19 protein-coding genes are annotated in these 18,502 nt (G+C 67.4%); 12 read left to right on the top strand and 7 right to left on the bottom strand.

Annotated elements, in window-relative coordinates:
* Positions 1 to 25 precede the first annotated feature (25 nt).
* Both rlmN and EV137_RS41885 read left to right on the top strand, forming a co-directional pair.
* Entirely contained in the window at positions 26 to 1,144 is a 1,119-nt protein-coding gene (gene rlmN, locus EV137_RS36990; RefSeq protein WP_134011327.1) for a dual-specificity RNA methyltransferase RlmN, read from the top strand.
* On the top strand, positions 1,144 to 1,644 hold the full coding sequence (locus EV137_RS41885; RefSeq protein ID WP_134133239.1) for a DivIVA domain-containing protein: 501 nt from the start codon (positions 1,144 to 1,146) through the stop codon (positions 1,642 to 1,644). The genes rlmN and EV137_RS41885 overlap by 1 nt, the downstream gene beginning before the upstream one ends.
* On the opposite strand, the gene EV137_RS36980 is transcribed toward EV137_RS41885, so the two are convergent.
* On the bottom strand, positions 1,641 to 2,339 hold the full coding sequence (locus tag EV137_RS36980) for an alpha/beta fold hydrolase (protein WP_134132831.1): 699 nt from the start codon (positions 2,337 to 2,339) through the stop codon (positions 1,641 to 1,643). The two genes, EV137_RS41885 and EV137_RS36980, sit on opposite strands and share 4 nt — an antisense overlap.
* A gap of 120 nt (positions 2,340 to 2,459) precedes the next feature.
* Here EV137_RS36980 and pdxY point away from each other — a divergent pair, with 120 nt between their 5' ends.
* Positions 2,460 to 3,311: a pyridoxal kinase PdxY gene (pdxY, locus tag EV137_RS36975; protein ID WP_134132829.1), complete on the top strand. Its 852-nt coding sequence runs from the start codon at positions 2,460 to 2,462 to the stop codon at positions 3,309 to 3,311.
* A 13-nt stretch (positions 3,312 to 3,324) separates the two neighbouring features.
* Complete coding sequence (locus EV137_RS36970; RefSeq protein ID WP_134132828.1) at positions 3,325 to 3,780, top strand: GNAT family N-acetyltransferase; 456 nt, start codon at positions 3,325 to 3,327, stop codon at positions 3,778 to 3,780.
* On the opposite strand, the gene EV137_RS36965 is transcribed toward EV137_RS36970, so the two are convergent.
* A complete protein-coding gene (locus tag EV137_RS36965; protein WP_202871346.1) occupies positions 3,773 to 4,861 on the bottom strand; it encodes an LOG family protein in 1,089 nt (362 codons plus the stop codon). The genes EV137_RS36970 and EV137_RS36965 overlap by 8 nt on opposite strands.
* A gap of 56 nt (positions 4,862 to 4,917) precedes the next feature.
* Here EV137_RS36965 and EV137_RS36960 point away from each other — a divergent pair, with 56 nt between their 5' ends.
* Positions 4,918 to 6,207, top strand: a complete 1,290-nt coding sequence (locus EV137_RS36960) for an aspartate aminotransferase family protein (protein WP_134132825.1) — start codon at positions 4,918 to 4,920, stop codon at positions 6,205 to 6,207.
* Between the two features lie 42 nt (positions 6,208 to 6,249).
* Here EV137_RS36960 and EV137_RS36955 read toward each other — a convergent pair whose 3' ends face one another.
* The 5 genes from EV137_RS36955 to EV137_RS36935 form a co-directional block, all read right to left on the bottom strand.
* The gene (locus tag EV137_RS36955) at positions 6,250 to 7,119 is read right to left on the bottom strand and encodes an amino acid ABC transporter permease (RefSeq protein ID WP_134011341.1); all 870 of its coding nucleotides are present in this window, start codon (positions 7,117 to 7,119) and stop codon (positions 6,250 to 6,252) included.
* Positions 7,119 to 7,766, bottom strand: a complete 648-nt coding sequence (locus EV137_RS36950) for an amino acid ABC transporter permease (protein WP_134011343.1) — start codon at positions 7,764 to 7,766, stop codon at positions 7,119 to 7,121. Before EV137_RS36950 ends, EV137_RS36955 begins: the two co-directional genes overlap by 1 nt.
* An 86-nt stretch (positions 7,767 to 7,852) precedes the next feature.
* A complete protein-coding gene (locus tag EV137_RS36945; RefSeq protein ID WP_134011345.1) occupies positions 7,853 to 8,779 on the bottom strand; it encodes a glutamate ABC transporter substrate-binding protein in 927 nt (308 codons plus the stop codon).
* A 48-nt stretch (positions 8,780 to 8,827) separates the two neighbouring features.
* Positions 8,828 to 9,556: an amino acid ABC transporter ATP-binding protein gene (locus tag EV137_RS36940; protein ID WP_166680147.1), complete on the bottom strand. Its 729-nt coding sequence runs from the start codon at positions 9,554 to 9,556 to the stop codon at positions 8,828 to 8,830.
* Between the two features lie 175 nt (positions 9,557 to 9,731).
* On the bottom strand, positions 9,732 to 11,423 hold the full coding sequence (locus tag EV137_RS36935) for a sigma-54-dependent Fis family transcriptional regulator (RefSeq protein ID WP_134132824.1): 1,692 nt from the start codon (positions 11,421 to 11,423) through the stop codon (positions 9,732 to 9,734).
* Between the two features lie 141 nt (positions 11,424 to 11,564).
* Between EV137_RS36935 and EV137_RS36930 the strand changes: the two genes are divergently transcribed.
* The 7 genes from EV137_RS36930 to EV137_RS36900 are packed head-to-tail and all read left to right on the top strand — an operon-like array spanning position 11,565 to position 18,488.
* Positions 11,565 to 13,199, top strand: coding sequence for a ferritin family protein (locus EV137_RS36930; protein WP_134132823.1), 1,635 nt, complete (start codon positions 11,565 to 11,567; stop codon positions 13,197 to 13,199).
* A gap of 40 nt (positions 13,200 to 13,239) precedes the next feature.
* The gene (locus tag EV137_RS36925) at positions 13,240 to 14,280 is read left to right on the top strand and encodes a 2Fe-2S iron-sulfur cluster-binding protein (protein ID WP_133788667.1); all 1,041 of its coding nucleotides are present in this window, start codon (positions 13,240 to 13,242) and stop codon (positions 14,278 to 14,280) included.
* A gap of 1 nt (position 14,281) precedes the next feature.
* Positions 14,282 to 15,379 carry an aromatic/alkene monooxygenase hydroxylase subunit beta gene (locus EV137_RS36920; protein WP_134132821.1) on the top strand — a complete coding sequence of 366 codons (1,098 nt, stop codon included), beginning with the start codon at positions 14,282 to 14,284 and terminating at the stop codon, positions 15,377 to 15,379.
* A 2-nt stretch (positions 15,380 to 15,381) separates the two neighbouring features.
* Complete coding sequence (gene mimD / locus EV137_RS36915) at positions 15,382 to 15,717, top strand: propane 2-monooxygenase effector subunit MimD (RefSeq protein WP_134011534.1); 336 nt, start codon at positions 15,382 to 15,384, stop codon at positions 15,715 to 15,717.
* A gap of 7 nt (positions 15,718 to 15,724) precedes the next feature.
* On the top strand, positions 15,725 to 16,744 hold the full coding sequence (locus EV137_RS36910) for an amidohydrolase family protein (RefSeq protein ID WP_134011357.1): 1,020 nt from the start codon (positions 15,725 to 15,727) through the stop codon (positions 16,742 to 16,744).
* On the top strand, positions 16,741 to 17,466 hold the full coding sequence (locus EV137_RS36905) for an iron-sulfur cluster assembly protein (RefSeq protein ID WP_134011359.1): 726 nt from the start codon (positions 16,741 to 16,743) through the stop codon (positions 17,464 to 17,466). Before EV137_RS36910 ends, EV137_RS36905 begins: the two co-directional genes overlap by 4 nt.
* Positions 17,463 to 18,488, top strand: coding sequence for an NAD(P)-dependent alcohol dehydrogenase (locus EV137_RS36900; protein WP_134132820.1), 1,026 nt, complete (start codon positions 17,463 to 17,465; stop codon positions 18,486 to 18,488). The genes EV137_RS36905 and EV137_RS36900 overlap by 4 nt, the downstream gene beginning before the upstream one ends.
* Positions 18,489 to 18,502 lie beyond the last annotated feature (14 nt).

Below are 18,502 nucleotides of genomic sequence, written 5' to 3'. Positions count from 1 at the left end.
ACCGGCGGGCGACAATAGGTCGGTTATGTCTACCTCCCTTCCCCTTGTGTTCGATGAGCCGCGCCGTGCCAAGAAGCCGCCGCGGCACCTGGCCGATCTCACCGGGGAGGAACGGCGTACGGCGGTCGAGGCGCTGGGCGAGCCCGCGTTCCGGGCCAAGCAGCTGTCCAACCACTACTTCTCCCGGCTGGTGTCCGACCCGGCCGAGATGACCGACCTGCCGGCGGCGACCCGCGACAAGCTCGTCGCCGACCTGATGCCGCCGCTGCTCACCCGGGTTCGCGACCTGGAGTGCGACAACGGCGAGACCCGCAAGACGCTGTGGAAGCTGCTCGACGGTTCGCTCGTCGAGTCGGTCCTGATGCGGTACCCGGGCCGCGTGACGATGTGCGTGTCGTCCCAGGCCGGCTGCGGGATGGCGTGCCCGTTCTGCGCCACCGGTCAGGGCGGCCTGACGCGCAACATGACGACCGCGGAGATCGTCGAGCAGGTCGTCGACGGTGCGCGGGCGCTCGCGCGCGGCGAGGTCGCCGGCGGGCCGGGACGCGTCTCGAACATCGTGTTCATGGGCATGGGCGAGCCGATGGCGAACTACAAGGCCGTGATGGGCGCCGTACGGCGGTTCACGGATCCGTCGCCGGAAGGTCTCGGGATCTCGGCGCGCGGTGTGACCGTGTCGACGGTCGGGCTGGTGCCGCGGATCAACCAGCTGGCGACCGAGGGGATCCCGGTCACGCTCGCGCTGTCGCTGCACGCGCCGGACGACGAGCTGCGCGACGAGCTGGTGCCGATCAACAACCGCTGGAAGGTCGACGAGGTGCTGGACGCGGCCTGGGGGTACGCGCGGCAGACGAAGCGGCGGGTCTCGATCGAGTACGCGATGATCCGCGACATCAACGACCACGCCTGGCGGGCCGATCTGCTCGCCGAGAAGCTGAACGCGCGCGGCGACTGGGGCTGGGTGCACGTCAACCTGATCCCGCTGAACCCGACGCCGGGCTCGAAGTGGACCGCGTCCGACCCGGCCGACGAGCGCGAGTTCGTCCGCCGTCTCGAGGCCGGCGGGATCCCGGTCACGGTCCGCGACACCCGCGGTCAGGAGATCGACGGCGCCTGCGGCCAGCTCGCCGCCAGCGAGTCCTGATGCTGAAGCCCGCGTTCAGCGTGCGCCTGCTCGGTGACCGCTACGACCGCGGGGAGGTCGACGCGTTCGTCGACCGCGTCGTCGCCACGGTCGAACGCCGGTCGGTCGGTCCGAACGTCACCGTGGACGACCTTCGCAACGCTGCCTTCCGTACGCCGTTGCTCGGCCCGGGTTATCGGGCCGACGAGGTCGACGACTTCCTGACCGAGGCCGAGCGCTGGCTGCCCGATCGCCCGGCGGCTCGTCCGTCGGGGTCGGTCAACGGCGAGCGGACGGCCCCGCTGTTCACGCCGGTGCGGTTGCGCGAAGGCTACGCGCCGTACGAGGTCGACGAATTCATCGACCGGTTGATGGCAACCGTCAACGGGCTACCGGTCAAGCGGCCGGTGACGGTACGCGAGATCCGGCATGTCCAGTTCACGCCGGTCCGGCTGACCGAGGGGTACGACGTGGCGGAGGTCGACGCATTCCTCGACACCGCCGAGGGATGGCTCAGCTAAGCGTTCACCTCGGTGAGGGTCTTTGCGAGCGCCGCGGGCTGGGAGAACATCGGCCAGTGGCCGGTGTTCAGTTCCACCAGCTCCCAGGACGGGGAAGTGAGCTGCTCGGCCACCGAGGACGAGGGCGTCGCGCCGTCCATCAGGCACTTGATGTACGTCGTGGGCAGCTCGCCGATCGGCCTGGTCAGCTGAGCCGGCTCGGTGATCGAGCGGCCGGGATGCGGCGTACCGCGCTCCAGGATCAACGCGACGGACTCGTCGGAGAGGTCCTGGCCGACGTAGTCCTCCGCGGTCAAGGGTGGCCAGTAACCGCCGGACTGCTCCAACTGGTCCCGAACCCAGGCCTGGCCCTCCTCGGACCAGCCGTCCACGAAGGACTTCCCGTGGGTCGGGATGTTCGAGTCGACGTACACCACCCGCCGCAACCGGTCCCCGATCCGTCCCGCCGCCTGTCCCACCGGGACACCGGCGTAGCTGTGCCCCGCAAGCACAACCTCCCGCAGATCGTTCTCCTCGATCACGGCCACGATGTCCTCGACGTGCTGCAGCTGCCCAGCGTCCTGTCCTCGCCGCTCGGCCAGCCCACTCAGAGTCACTGGGTAGACGTCATGCCCCTCGTCCCGCAGCACACCCGCGACGTCATCCCAAGCCCAGGCCCCCAACCAAGCCCCCGGCACCAACACAAAATTCGCCATGCAGCGCACCGTAAACCACGCCACCGACAGACTGTGCAGCATGCGTCTACGGCGGTCCTGAGGGGCAGACGAGCTGGGGTGGCGGCGGTCGGCGAAGGCGCGGTGGGGCATGATCGAGCGGTGAAGATTCTCTCGATTCAGTCGGCGGTTGCCTTCGGGCATGTGGGTAACTCGGCAGCTGTGTTTCCGCTTCAGCGCATCGGTGTGGAGGTGCTGCCGGTGTACACGGTGAACTTCTCGAACCACACCGGCTACGGGGCGTGGCGTGGTCCCATGATCAGTCCGGACGATGTGCGAGAGGTTCTGCTGGGGATCGAGGACCGCGGGGTCCTGCCGCAGATCGACGTGGTGCTCTCGGGCTATCAGGGTGGCGAGGGAATCGCCGACGTGATCCTCGAGACGGTCGAACGGGTGAAGGCGGCCAATCCCGCGGCGGTGTACTCCTGCGACCCGGTGATGGGGAACGCGAAGTCCGGGTGCTTCGTCGCTCCCGCCATCCCGGTGCTGCTGCGCGATCGGGTGGTTCCGGCAGCCGACATCATCACGCCCAACCAGTTCGAGCTGGGTTTCCTGACCGGCACCGAGCCGGACACGCTCGAGTCCACGCTGGCCTCGGTGGAGCTGGTCCGCGCGACCGGGCCGCGCACGGTGCTCGTCACCAGCGTCGAGCGTCCCGATCGCGAGGACGGCACGATCGAGATGCTGGCCGTCGACGACAGCGGCGCGTGGCTCGTGCAGACGCCGTACATCCCGATGAAGGCGAACGGCTCGGGTGACGTGACGGCCGCGCTCTTCACGGCGCACTACCGCCGTGCGGGTGATCTCGCGGAGGCGCTCGCGCGCACGACCTCGAGCGTGTTCGACCTGCTCACGCGCACCCACGAGTCGGGAGAGCGCGAGTTGCAGCTCGTCGAATCACAGGACGCGTACGCCAACCCGCAGATGCAGTTCAAGCCATACCGGGTCGCCTGACGAAACTAAGGGCATGCACATTCGCCGGTACGAAGAGGCAGACCGCTCAGCCGTCCTCGCCCTTGCCCCACGCCTGACCGAAGGTGTCGCGCCCTGGCGCTCACCCGAGGGTGTGCTTGCAGCCGTCATCGGATGGGTAGTGGAAGCCCTGCACCGTGCCGGGGAACCCGGACGCTTCGTGTTCGTTGCCGAGGACGGCGACGACATCACAGGCTTCGTCGCCGGCGAGCAACGCGCCCACTGGTCCGGCGACCGCGAGCTGTACGTCGGTGAGTTGGTGGTCGCTCAACCCTACGAGGGCCGTGGAATCGGTCGTGCGCTGATGGAAGCAGTCACCGACCACGCGAGGCAGCAGGGCCTGAGGTCGATCACCTTGGACACCGGCGCTGCCAACACCAACGCCCGTACGTTCTACAACCAGCTCGGCTTCGAGGAGGAGGACGTCAAGCTGACGAAGAGGCTCAGCTGACCAACGAGGCTGCCTCGTCGATGGTGTCGACCAGGTGGATCGAGTGGGTCATGGGGCGGTTGGTGGCCAGGGACTGAAGGAGGGGCCACACCGGCAGCTTCACGGTCCAGTGCTCCACGTCTACGAGGACGAGGGGGATCTGGGTGGCTGCGTCGCCGTAGTAGTTGGGGGTTACCGCTTGGAAGACCTCCTGGACGGTGCCGGCGGCGCCGGGGAGGTAGATGATGCCGCCTCGGGCGCGGCCGAGGAGGACGTCTTCGCGTTGGGCGTTCGAGAAGTACTTTGCGATCGAGGCGGCGAACACGTTGGGCGGCTCGTGGCCGTAGAACCACGTCGGGATCGACACCCCGCCGTTCCCGGGGAACCGAGCCCGCACGCCCAGCCCTGCCGCTGCCCACGCGCCGATCGACGGGCGGAACGACGGTACGGCGGCCAGCTCGGTCAGCGCGACGTCGACGTCGGCATCGTCGTACGACGCCAGTGACGCACCGAGGTTGGCGGCCTCCATCGCGCCCGGCCCGCCGCCGGTGACGACCAGGTGGTTGCGCCGGGCAAGCGTACGGCCGAGCAGTACGGCGGCGCGGTAGTTGCCGTCGCCCCGCAGTACGCCGTGACCTCCCATCACCCCGACCCACGGCTTGTCGTCGGGCAGTTCTGTCAACGCATCCGCGATCGCGTGGTCGTGGAGCGCGGTGGCGAGCGTACGGCTCGTATCGCCCTTCTCGTCGTGCTGACGGGACCACGCGTAAATCCGGGCGTCCGGAGTCGCGTCGTACCCGTTCTCGAGACCGGCGTACAGCTCGTCGGCGTCGTACAGCCGCCCGCGGTACGCGTCGAACGGCAACTCGGGGATCGCCGGGAACACCAGCCCGCCGCCGTCCCGGACCCACGCGTCGGCCTTGTCCTCCAGCACGCAGCCGAGGAACACCGAGCCGGTCGGCTGCAGCCCGAGGAGTTCCGCCGTACGGCCAGTCAGATCCACCGACTGCACCCGCCACCCGGCCATCGCGGTGGCCCCCGCTGCCAGCAGCCGGTCGAACTGCTCCAACGACTCGATGTCCACGTGCGGAATGCTCGGCATTGTCACGGAGAGCACACTAATAGACGCCTGCTATCGGCTGAGGTAATGCTTAGGGCATGACACATGCGGAGCTCTGGGAGCGTCACAAGGCCGTTATGCCGGCTTGGCTCGCGTTGTACTACGAGGAGCCGATCGAGATCGTGCAGGGGTCCGGCCGCCGGGTCACCGACGGTGAGGGGAACACGTACCTCGACTTCTTCGCCGGCATCCTGACCAACGCGATCGGGTACGACATCGCGGAGATCTCCGATGCGGTGCGGGAGCAGTTGGCGTCGGGGATCGCGCACACCTCGACGGTGTACCTGATCCGCCAGCAGATCGAGCTGGCCGAGCAGATCGCCGAGCTGTCCGGGATCCCGGACGCGAAGGTGTTCTTCGCGAACTCGGGCACCGAGGCGAACGAGACGGCCCTCCTGCTCGCCACCCAGAACCGCCGCTCCAACCAGGTGCTGGCGATGCGCAACTCGTACCACGGCCGCGCGTTCGGCACCGTTGCGATCACCGGCAACCGCGGTTGGTCCGCGAGCAGCCTGTCGCCGGTGAACGTGCAGTACGTGCAGGGCGCGTACCGCTACCGCAGCCCGTTCCGCGACCTGCCCGACGCGGAGTACATCAAGGTCTGCACCGATGACCTGCGCAACGTCATCGAGACCACGACAGCCGGCGACGTCGCCTGCATGATCGCGGAGCCGATCCAGGGCGTCGGCGGGTTCTCGTCACCGCCGGACGGTCTGTACGCCGCGTTCAAGGAGGTCCTGGACGAGTACGGGATCCTGTTCATCTCGGACGAGGTGCAGACCGGATGGGGCCGCACCGGCGACCACTTCTGGGGCATCCAGGCGCACGGCGTCGTACCGGACGCGATGACGTTCGCGAAGGGTCTCGGCAACGGATTCGCGATCGGCGGCGTGGTCGCGCGCGGCGACCTGATGGACAGCGTCAAGGCGAACTCCCTGTCGACGTTCGGCGGCAACCCGATCTCGACCAGCGCGGCGAAGGCCACGATCGACTACCTGCTCGACAAGGACCTGCAGGCGAACGCGGCCAAGCGCGGAGCGCAACTCGTCGACGGCCTGCGCGGCATCTCCGACGAGTTCCCCGAACTCGGCGATGTCCGCGGCAAGGGTCTGATGCTCGCCGCCGAGCTGGTCAAACCGGACGACAACAGCCCGGACGCCGCGGTGACGGCCAAGCTCCAGCAGGAAACCAAGAACCGCGGCCTCCTGGTCGGCAAGGGCGGCCTCTACGGCAACGTCCTCCGCATGGCGCCCCCGATGACCCTGACCGAGGAAGAAGCCGCCGAAGCCCTCGACATCATCCGCGACTCCTTCAACACCCTGCGCTGAACAAGAATCGAGGGCCCCTCCACGCGGAGGGGCCCTCGATTGTCAGACCGGAGCTCCTTCGCTCGGGTCATTGGCCAGCGGCAGTGGTGGCGGGGCGCCGGTGATCTTGCGGCGCCGCCTCGAGCGGCCCTCCAGGTAGCGGGCCAGCAGCGACAGCAGCGAACACAGGCCGATGTAGATGACCGCGGTCACGATGTACGTCGGGATGTACGGGAACCCGTAGGTGAGCCGGCCGCCCATCTGCTTCGCGACGTACAGCAACTCGCCGTACGTGATGATGAAGCCGAGCGCGGTGTCCTTCAGCAGGACGACCAACTGGCTGACGATCGCCGGCAGCATCGCGCTGATGGCCTGCGGCAGCAGCACCATTCGGACGACCTGGTTCTTCCGCAGACCGAGCGCGTACGCCGCCTCGCGCTGACCCTTCGGTACGGCGGCGATGCCGGCCCGGAAGATCTCCGCGAGGACCGACCCGTTGTACAGGGTCAGACCGAAGACGACCGCCCAGAACGGGCTCAGCCCGAGGCCGAACTGGATGTTGCCGAAGTAGAAGTAGAACATCAGGATCAGCAGCGGGACCGCGCGGAACAGTTCCACGATCAGGGTCGCCGGCGTCCGCACCCACTTGTGGTCACTGATCCGGGCCGCGGCGAACACCGCGCCGAACAGCATCGCCAGCACGGCTGCGAGACCGGCCGCCTTGAGTGTGTTCAGCAGGCCTTCCAGCATCTGCCGCTGGATCGACGAGTACTGGAACTGCCGCCAGAGCCGTCCCTCGAACTGACCGAACGCGTACATCCGGTGGATCAGCCAGGCGATCGCGCCGAGCAGCACCAGCAGGACCACGACGTTGGAGATCCGGTTCCGCAGCTTCGCGCGCGGCCCGGGCGTCTCGTACAGAACTGCGCTCATCAGGCTACCGCCGTCCGTCGTTCGGCCCACCGTTGCAGGAAGATCAGCGGCACGATGAGGATCAGGAATCCGATCGTGATCCACAGCAGCGTGACCAGCTGGTTCTCACCGCGCTCGGACATCGCTGCCGGGATCGAGCCGGCCTCCACCACCGAGAAGCCGGCCGCGATCGTGGTGTTCTTCAGCAAGGCGATCAGGACACTCATCAACGGCGGGATGATCGCCCGGAAGGCCTGCGGCAGCACCACGATCGTGAGCACCTGGAAGAACGACATGCCGACCGCGCGGGCCGCCTCGGACTGGCCCGGAGCGATGGTGTTGACGCCCGACCGGACCACCTCGCAGACGAACGCCGACGTGTAGATCGTCAGCGCGCCGACCGCGGTCCAGAACGGGTTGGGCAGGGCGAGGTCCATCTTGGCGGCGCCGAAGAACAGGAACGCGAAAACCAGCGTGAGCGGGGTGTTCCGCAGGATGTTGACGTAGCCGGTGCCGAAGCCGCGCAGCGCGGGCACCGGGGAGACGCGGAACGCGCCGAGCACGGTGCCGATGATCAGGCTGAGTACGCCGGACACCAGGAACAGCCTGATGGTCAGCCAGAAGCCGTCCCGGAACAACGGCCAGTTGTCGGTGAGGACCGAGAACATCGCGACCTTCCTCTTACCTGCCTGTGCCTACAGGAACAAAGTCCGGCCGCGGAGCCCAGTCGAGGACACCGCGGCCGGCTGCTGGATCAGTACTTCTCGAGCGGCGGCGGGGTCGAGTCCGAACCCGACTTGCCGAGCGTCTCGCCGTAGATCGCCTTCCAGGTGCCGTCGGAGGCCGACGTCTCCAGGATGGAGTTCACCTTCTCGCGCAGCGCCTTGTCGGCCAGCGGCAGGCCGATACCGTACTTCTCGGTGCTGAACGGCTTGCCGACCACGCGCAGCTCGTCGGGCGCCGTCGCGGCGTACCCCTTGAGGATCGCGTCGTCGGTGGTGACCGTGTCGACCTTCTTGTCCAGCAGCTGCGAGACGCACTCCGAGTAGGTCTTGAACTCGGAGATGTTGCTCGCCTCGGTCAGCTGCTCGTCCTTGACCCGCTGGATCGGGGTCGAGCCGGTCGCCGAGCAGACCTTCTTGCCCTTCAGGGCGGTCTTGCCGGCGTCCATCGAGGGGTCGTTCTTGCGGACCAGCAGGTCCTGACCGGCGATGAAGTACGGGCCGGCGAACGAGACCTGCTTCTTGCGCTTGTCGGTGATCGAGTAGGTGCCGACGTAGTAGTCGATCTCACCACCGGCGATCGCGGTCTCGCGGTTCGCGGACGGGATCTCCTTGTACTCGATCTTGTCCGGGTCGACGCCGAGGCCGGCCGCCACCATCCGGGCCACCTCGATGTCGAAGCCGCAGCGCTTGCCGTCGGCATCCTTGTAGCCGAGGTTCGGCTGGTCGGCCTTGACGCCGACGGTCACCTTGCCGGCGGACTTGATCTTGGTGAACGCCGTGCTGCCGGGCACGTCCACGCCGGTCGCGGCGGTGAACTTGTGCAGCTCGCCACAGGAGTCGGTCGCGTTGCCGCCGCTGTTGCCGCCGCCGGCGCTCGGCTCGTCCTTGCCACAGGCGGCGGCGGTCAGCGCGAGCGCTGCGACGCCGCAGGTGGCGACGAGGGTGCGCATTCTCATGATCAGGTTCCCCTTCGTTTCGTTGCTGGGTACGGCTGCGGGCGGAGGTCAGTGCTTGAGGATCTTGCCGAGGAAGTCCTGGGCACGCCTCGAGGTCGGGTTGGTGAAGAAGGTCTCCGGGCTGGCTTCTTCGACGATCTCGCCCTCGGCCATGAACACCACCCGGTTCGCCGCGGTCCGGGCGAAGCCCATCTCGTGGGTGACCACCACCATCGTCATGCCCTGTTTGGCCAGGTCCACCATCACCTCGAGGACCTCCTGGATCATCTCCGGGTCGAGCGCCGACGTCGGCTCGTCGAAGAGGATGACCTTGGGGTCCATGGCCAGCGCCCGCGCGATCGCGACGCGCTGCTGCTGGCCACCGGACAGCTGAGCCGGGTACTTCGAGGCCTGGTTGGCCACCCCCACCCGTTCCAGCAGCTCCATCGCCCGCTTCTCGGCCTGCTTGGGGTCGGTCTTGCGGACCTTCAAGGGGCCGAGGGTGACGTTCTGCAGGATCGTCTTGTGCGCGAACAGGTTGAACGACTGGAAGACCATGCCGACGTCGGCCCGCAGCTTGGCCAGCGCCTTGCCCTCGCTGGGCAGCGCTTGGCCGTCCAGCAGGATGTCGCCCGAGTCGATCGGTTCCAGCCGGTTGATCGCGCGGCAGAGCGTCGACTTCCCGGACCCCGACGGACCGATCACCACGACCACTTCGCCCTTGGCGATGGACAAGTTGATGTCCTTCAGGACGTGCAGCTCGCCGAAATGTTTGTTGACACCGGTCAGCGTCACCAAACCCGTTTTCGTCAAGGTGTCGGAATCGCTCATGGCCAGAACCTACTGGAGCCGGGGGTGCGCCCGCAGGCCCGGGTGGTTCCCCCTTGGTAACGATCTGCAATAAACCTGGGCTGACCGTAGCCGGACGGTCACGGATTGCGTAGGACTGTTCGTTTGTGAGCGGCCCGCCCGGTCAGGTGACGATTCCGTACTCGCGGATCTTGCGGTAGATGGTTGCCCGGGACATCCCGAGCGCGGTGGCCGAGGCCTTCTTGTCCCCGTCGTACGTCGACAACGCGTCGACGATGGCGTCCCGCTCGAGCGCTTCGATCGGCGTCAGCTGCCGCCGGGTCGTGGCCCTGCACTCGGGCGGCAGGTCGGCCAGCTCGACCACGCCGGACCGGCGTCGTCTGGCGACGGCTGCGAGGACCGAGCGCAGATGAGTGATGTTGCCCGCCCACGGCAGCCGCATCAGCTGGTTCATCGTGGCGGTGGAGAAGGTCAGGCCGTGGATGCCGGCCGTCGCGAGCAGCGACCGGACCAGTGCCGGAACGTCCTCGACGTGATGCCGCAGCGGCGGCACCTCGACGGTCCGCGGGAAGAAGGCCAGCAGTTGGTCGGCGATCTCGGTGCGGTCCGACGGCAGCGTGAGCGCGACCCAGGCGTCCCCGGCCATCGCGCCGTCGCGGACGCTCTGCAAGAGCTCGGTGAAGCCGTCGAGGGCCTCTCCGGTCAGCAGATGCGCCCGCCGGATGATCAGGTCGGCGCCGGACTCCAGCTCCGCGCGGGCCTCGGCCACCAGTTCTTCGCCCGTTACCGCCGGATCGAGGACCGCAAGCCGCCGCTCAGGTGCCACGTGCCTGCGAACAGCGCGCAGCAATGACAGCTTGCCCGCACCCGGCTCGCCGTCGGCGATCAGCCACTCGGACCGGCTGCACGCCTCCAGCATCTCCTGGATGACGTGCTGCCAGACCGCGCTGGTTCCGGTCGTCCCGGGGACCACCGGGAGCCGGGCGGCCTGGTGGCTGCGGGCGGGCAGACGTTGCTCCTTGATCTGGATCACCCCACCGGCCAGGGTGTCGCCGACGAAGGTCGGCCGATAGGCCATCCGGGCGGTGGTCCCGCTGGGTAGATCGGTGACGAAGACCTGTGGCTTCGTGCCGCCGCGCGCGTCGCGGGTCCGGTCGATCAGGGCCGCCTGGTCGATGGCGTCGAATCGCGCCTGTGCGTAGGAGTTCATCATGAACACCTCGTCGCCCAGCGCGAGCACCGGTCCACCGCTGTGCCGGCAGGCCGCGTAGTAGTCACTCAGCAAGGCGTGGTCGAGCGCGTTCGCCTCCTCGACGACCCGCTCGTGGATCCGCCGGGCCGCGAGTTTGGCGAACGACAGCAGGATCGAGTTCGAGTTCCTCGCCTGGGTGGTGATGTCCAGTACGCCGAGCAGGCCGCCGGTGACCGGATGGGTGATCGGTGCGCCCGCGCAGGAGAACATCCGCAGCTTCCCGTTGTAATGCTCGGCGCCGTCGACCAGGATCGGTCCGCACACCTCGAGCGCCGTACCGATCCCGTTGGTCCCGACCGCGGACTCGGCGTACTGGAAGCCGGGCGCGAGGTCGACCGAGTCCAGTCGTCGGAGCAGGGCCGGGTCGCCGCCCCGGCGGTCGAGGACCACACCCTTCGCGTCGGTCAGGATGATGCAGACCGGCTCGTTGTGGAGCTCGGCCGACAGTGCGTCGATGACAGGCCGGGCCGCCCGCATCAGCGTGGTCTCGCGGTCGATCCGGTCGAAGTACGCCGGTGCCGGGCGGTCTACATCCACCTGGGAGGCGTGTGAACGCTCCCACGACACTCGGATCGGATCGCGGACCGGCTGTGCAGCGCCCATGGCCGTCTCCTTCACGTCCGTCACCAGCGGAACTGCTCCCACGGTAGCCCCCTGCCGCGGGACCGCCATCTCACATTGAGACACAGAGACCTCCGATCCGCGGCTTTCATCACTGTTCAACCCCGATGATGGAGGCCCACATTGAGCAGGCAGAGTCTTACCAAGGCCCACGCCAAGATCACCGAGTTGTCCTGGGAACCGACCTTCGCGACCCCGGCGACCCGCTTCGGCACCGACTACACGTTCGAGAAGGCGCCGAAGAAGGATCCGCTGAAGCAGATCATGCGGTCCTACTTCCCGATGGAGGAGGAGAAGGACAACCGCGTGTACGGCGCCATGGACGGCGCCATCCGCGGGAACATGTTCCGCCAGGTGCAGCAACGCTGGCTGGAGTGGCAGAAGCTGTTCCTGTCGATCATCCCGTTCCCGGAGATCTCCGCGGCGCGGGCGATGCCGATGGCGATCGACGCCGTACCGAACCCCGAGATCCACAACGGGCTCGCCGTACAGATGATCGACGAGGTCAGGCACTCGACGATCCAGATGAACCTCAAGCGCCTGTACATGAACAACTACATCGACCCGGCCGGGTTCGACATGACCGAGAAGGCGTTCGCGAACAACTACGCGGGCACCATCGGCCGGCAGTTCGGCGAGGGGTTCATCACCGGTGACGCGATCACCGCCGCGAACATCTACCTGACCGTGGTCGCCGAGACCGCGTTCACCAACACGCTGTTCGTCGCGATGCCGGACGAGGCGGCCGCGAACGGCGACTACCTGCTGCCGACCGTGTTCCACTCGGTGCAGTCCGACGAGTCGCGCCACATCAGCAACGGCTACTCGATCCTGCTGATGGCCCTGGCCGACGAGCGCAACCGGCCGCTGCTGGAGCGCGACCTGCGGTACGCGTGGTGGAACAACCACTGTGTCGTCGACGCCGCCATCGGAACGTTCATCGAGTACGGCACCAAGGACCGGCGCAGGGACCGGGAGTCGTACGCCGAGATGTGGCGTCGGTGGATCTACGACGACTACTACCGCAGCTACCTGCTGCCGCTGGAGAAGTACGGTCTCACGATTCCGCACGACCTGGTCGAGGAAGCGTGGAACCGGATCACCAACAAGGGCTACGTGCACGAGGTGGCCCGGTTCTTCGCGACCGGCTGGCCGGTGAACTACTGGCGGATCGACGCGATGACCGACAAGGACTTCGAGTGGTTCGAGCACAAGTACCCGGGCTGGTACTCGAAGTACGGCAAGTGGTGGGAGAACTACAACCGGCTCGCGTACCCGGGCCGGAACAAGCCGATCGCCTTCGAGGAGGTCGGGTACCAGTACCCGCACCGCTGCTGGACCTGCATGGTGCCTGCCCTCATCCGCGAGGACATGGTGGTCGAGAAGGTCGACGACCAGTGGCGCACGTACTGCTCGGAGACGTGCTACTGGACCGACGCGGTCGCGTTCCGGGGCGAGTACGACGGCCGGCCGACGCCGAACATGGGCCGCCTGACCGGCTTCCGCGAGTGGGAGACCCTGCACCACAACAAGGACCTGGCCGACATCGTGCAGGACCTCGGGTACGTGCGTGACGACGGCAAGACGCTGATCGGCCAGCCGCACCTCGACCTGGACGACCCGAAGAAGCTGTGGACCCTCGACGACGTCCGCGGCAACACGTTCATGAGCCCGAACGTGCTGCTGAACGAGATGTCCGACGCCGAGCGCGCGGCCCACGTGGCGGCGTACCGCGCGAACGGCACGACGGCCGCCTGAATCCCGCCCGAATTCGACTCAGTATCAGGAGGAGGCCGCCATGGCCGACACCCACCGGATCCGCTTCGAACCGGTCGACATCGAGATGGACGTCACGGAGGACGACAAGATCCTCGACGCGGCGTTCCGGCAGGGCATCCACCTGATGCACGGGTGCCGGGAGGGGCAGTGCTCCGCCTGCAAGTCGTACGTCCTGGACGGTGACCTGCAGATGGAGCGCTACTCCACCTTCGCCTGCAACGACGCCGAGGTCGCCGAGGGGTACGTGCTGCTCTGCCGGGCGCACGCCTTCAGCGACTGCACGATCGAGCTGCTCAACTTCGACGAGGACGAGCTGCTCGGCGGCATCCCGATCCAGACCGTCGGCGCCCGCGTCGAGGCGATCGATCCCGTCACCCGGGACATCGTCTCGCTCCGGCTGCGAACCGAGCGACCCTTCGAGTTCCGGCCGGGGCAGTACGCCGACATCACGATCCCCGGCACCGACGAGCACCGATCGTTCTCCATGGCGACCACCCAGTCGACGCCGGACGAGATCGAGTTCCTGATCAAGAAGTACCCGGGCGGCCGGTTCTCCGCCCTGCTCGACGGCGAGCTCGTGGTCGGCGACGAGTTGTCGCTGACCGGGCCGTACGGCTCGTCGACGCTGAAGGACGGCCATGTGCTGCCGGTGATCTGCGTCGCGGGTGGGGCCGGGATGGCCCCGATCCTGTCGATCCTGCGACATCTGCGGGAGACCGGCAGTACCCGTCCGGTCCGGTTCTACTACGGCGCTCGTACGGCGGCCGACCTCTTCTACCTGGATGCGATCGAGGAGCTCGGTGCCGATCTCACCGGCTTCGAATTCATCGCCTGCCTGTCCGAGTCGGCTCAGGGCTCGGACGGGCTGCGGGCCGAGGAAGGCAACGTCACCGACATCGTCGAACGGCGGGAGCCCGAGCTGCACCGCAGCGAGGTGTATCTGTGCGGCCCGCCGCCGATGGTCGACGCCGCCTTGACGTTGCTGGAGGCAAGCAACGTGCCGAAGGACCAGGTCTTCTACGACAAGTTCACCAGTCCAGCGACTACCGATGGAGCCTGAGATGACAGAAACCAAGCAGCGCAGCTTTCCGACGATCGAGTTCACCGACTCCGAGGCCGGTGCGCTGGAGTTCCCGAGCTCGACGAGCCGCGCGTACAACTACTACAAGCCGGCGAAGCTGCGCGCGACGATGTACGAGGATGTCACCGTTGACGTGCAGCCGGACCCGGAGCGGCACCTGAGCCAGGGCTGGATCTACGGCTTCGGCGACGGTCCCGGCGGCTACCCGAAGGAGTGGACGGCCGCGAAGTCGTCCAACTGGCACGCCTTCCTCGACCCGAACGAGGAGTGGGACCAGACGATCTACCGCAACAACTCGGCCGTGGTCCACCAGGTCGACCTGTGCCTGCAGAACGCGAAGCGGGCCCGCGCGTACGACAGCTGGAACCCCGCCTGGCTGAAGTTCATCGAGCGCAACCTCGGCGCCTGGATGCACGCCGAGAACGGTCTCGCACTGCACGTCTTCACCAGCATCCAGCGGTCCGGGCCGACGAACATGATCAACACCGCGGTCGCGGTCAACGCCGCCCACAAGATGCGCTTCGCCCAGGACCTCGCGTTGTTCAACCTGGACCTGTCGGAAGCCGACGTACCGTTCGACGGCGGTGCCCACAAGGAGGTCTGGAAGAGCGCGCCGGAGTGGCAGCCGACCCGCGAGGTGGTGGAGCGGCTGACCGCGGTGGGGGACTGGTGCGAGTTGTTGTTCGCGGCCAACATCGTCTTCGAGCAGCTGGTCGGGTCGCTGTTCCGGACCGAGCTGGTGATGCAGATCGCCGCCCGTAACGGCGACTACATCACGCCGACCATCGTCGGCACCGGCGAGCACGACTACGACCGCGACCTCGGCTACACCCGCAACCTGTTCCGGTTGCTGACCCGGGACGCCGAGTACGGCGAGACCAACAAGGTGCTGTTCGGCGAGTGGCTCGCGATCTGGGTTCCGCGCTGCCTCGATGCCGCGCACGCCCTGCAGCCGATCTGGTCGCAGCCGGCCGAGAAGTCCGTGACGTTCGCGTCCAGCCTGGACGCGGCCAAGCAGAAGTTCCGTTCGCTGCTCGAGGATCTCGGGCTCGACTCTCCGAAGGAGCTGGACCAGTGAGCATGCAGTTCGGATCGGCCACCGAGTTCTCCAACAAGTGCGGCGTGACCCTGATGAACACGCCGATCGGCCGGGTCGTCGCGGAGGTGATGGGCGCCAAGGAGGGCGTCGAGCTCACCGAGTACCCCTCGATGATCCGGGTCGACGGAGTAGGGCTGCTCGACTTCGACTACGCCGAGCTGACCGACGCGCTCGGTTCGGAGTTCGACGGCTCGGTCTTCGAGGAGATCAGCTCGACCCACTACGGCCGGATGGTCCACCTGGACGACAAGACCATCCTGTTCGCCAGCCCCGAGGACGCCGCCGAGTACATCGGCTTCGACCTCACCACGAAATGAGGCCGGGATGTACGAGAAGAACGGCGAGAAGTACTTCATCGTCGACGCGCACATCGCCCTGTGGGACGGTCGCGCCTCGAACCAGAAGAACATCCACGGCAAGCAGTTCATCGACTGCTTCTACGACTACCACAAGAACCTCAGCCCCGAAGAGGTCGTCTGGGACTACGACACCTACACCTACTACGGCGGGCAGCGGTTGCTGAAGGACCTCTTCGAGGACGGGTACGTCGACCACGCGATCTTCCAGCCCGCGATCCTGAGCGACTTCTACGTCAACGGGTTCGGGCAGACCGAGGACGCACTCGCGCTGACCCGGGCGAACCCCGGCAAGCTCACGTACAACCACGCCTGGGACCCGAGGCACGCGGAGGCGGGACTTGAGCAGCTTCGCAAAGACGCTGCGCGGATGAACCTGCAGGGCGTCAAGCTCTACACCGCCGAGTGGTACGGCGACTCGCGCGGCTGGAAGCTGGACGACCCGTGGTCGCGGCGCTACCTCGAGGAGTGCCTCGAGCTCGGGATCAAGAACATCCACGTGCACAAGGGCCCCACGATCCGGCCGCTGGACCGGGACTCGTTCGACGTCGCCGACATCGACAAGGTGGCGACCGACTACACCGAGCTCAACTTCATCGTCGAGCACGTCGGCCTGCCGCGGCTCGAGGACTTCTGCTGGATCGCGACCCAGGAACCCAACGTGTACGGCGGTCTCGCGGTGGCGATGCCGTTCATCCACACCCGGCCGGGGTACTTCGCACAGATCATCGGCGAACTGCTCTACTGGATCGGCGAGGACCGGATCCTGTTCTCCAGCGACTACGCGCTCTGGACGCCGAAGTGGCTGGTGGAGGCGTTCGTCGACTTCCAGATCCCGGCGGAACTGACCGAGTACGCGCCGATCACGGTCGAGCAGAAGAAGAAGATCCTCGGCCTGAACGCGGCGGCGCTGTACGGCCTCGACGTACCGGAAGAGCTCAGGCTTCCCGCCGGTACCGTGTCGAGGGAAGAAGCCGTGGCGTCATGATCGCGGTCGCCACTTCGCTGCAGTCCGCAGTCGTCGCGGCGCTGGCGACCGTTGTCGACCCGGAGTTGGACCAGCCCATCACCGACCTCGGCTTCGTCCGGTCGATCCGGATCGACCCGACGGGCGTGACGGTCCACCTCCGGTTGCCGACGTCCTTCTGCGCACCCAACTTCGCTTACCTGATGGCATCCGACGCGGTCGACGCGCTGCGCCGGGTGCCCGAGGTGGGGAAGGTGACCGTCCTGCTCGACGATCACCACGACTCGGACAAGATCAACGCCGGCCTGGCCGCGGACGCGGGGTACGTCGGCACCTTCGGATCCGAGGCCGAGCAGGACCTGGACGAGCTGCGCAGGATCTTCCAGCGCAAGGCGCACACCGCCGCGATGGAGCGCAGCGTGATGGCACTGCTCAGATCCACCGGTACGACCGTCGAGCAGTTGCCCGGGCTCACGCTCGGGCAACTGCCCGGCGGCTCCCACAAGGAAGCCCTGCTGCGTCGCCGGACTGCCATCGGACTGGGCATCCGGCCGGACGACCTGGTGCTGGTCGGCGACGACGGCGTACCGGTGCCGGCCGAGGCGATCCCGATGCGCCTGCGGTTCGCGAAGGCGGTCCGGATCTCCGTCGAGGGCAACGCGCATTTCTGCCGCGGCCTGCTGGCCACCCGCTACGACAACGAGCCGGGCGGCCTCATCACCGATACGAGGAGGACCACATGAGAGCCGTGCAGGTGATCGGCTACCACACCAAGCTTCAGCTCACCGAGATCCCGGAACCGAAGATCACCGGACCGCTGGACGTCGTCGTGCGGATCGGCGGCGCGGGCGTCTGCCGGACCGATCTGCACATCCTCGAAGGCCAGTGGGCCGAGAAGAGCGGCGTACGGCTCCCGTACACGATCGGGCACGAGAACGCGGGCTGGGTGCACGCGGTCGGCGACGCCGTCACGCACGTCTCGGTCGGCGACAAGGTCATCCTGCACCCACTGATCACCTGTGGTCTGTGCCGGGCCTGCCGCTCGGGCGACGACGTGCACTGTGAGGCGAGCAGCTTCCCAGGCATCGACACCGACGGCGGGTACGCCGAGTATCTGCGGACGACTGCCCGCAGCGTCGTCGCGATCGACGATCGCCTGGAGCCGGCCGACGTGGCGGCGCTGGCCGATGCCGGGCTCACGGCGTACCACGCGGCAGCGAAGGCGGCGCGAGCGCTGCGCCCCGGCGCCGTCTGTGTGCTGATCGGCGCCGGTGGGCTCGGGCACATCGGGATCCAGGTGATGAAGGCGATCTCGGCGGCGACGCTGGTTGTGGTCGATCGCAACCAGGCGGCAGTGGATCTGGCGGTGGAGATCGGCGCCGATCACGGAATCGTTGCCGATGGCACGCACGTCGAAAAGGTCCGGGAACTGACCGGCGGCGCCGGCGCGGAGGCGGTGATCGACTTCGTCGGTGAGGGCGGCGCGACCGCGGACGGGGTGGCGATGCTCCGGCGGGCGGGCAACTACTACGTCGTCGGGTACGGCGAGAACCTCGACGTACCGACCATCGACGTCATCTCGACCGAGATCAACTTCATCGGGAACCTGGTCGGCTCCTACAACGACCTGCAGGACCTGATGGAGCTCGCGGCGCAGGGCAAGGTCGCGCTGCACACCACGAAGTACCCGCTGGAGGACTTCCAGCAGGCTCTCGACGATCTCGACCACGGCCGGGTCCGCGGCCGGGCGATCCTCATCCCGTGACAGCGAAGGCGGTC

It is taken from the genome of Kribbella pratensis, from assembly GCF_004366075.1.
Classification (GTDB): domain Bacteria; phylum Actinomycetota; class Actinomycetes; order Propionibacteriales; family Kribbellaceae; genus Kribbella; species Kribbella pratensis.
Note: the sequence above shows the minus strand (reverse complement) of the source record. Positions and strands in the feature narration are given on the sequence as shown.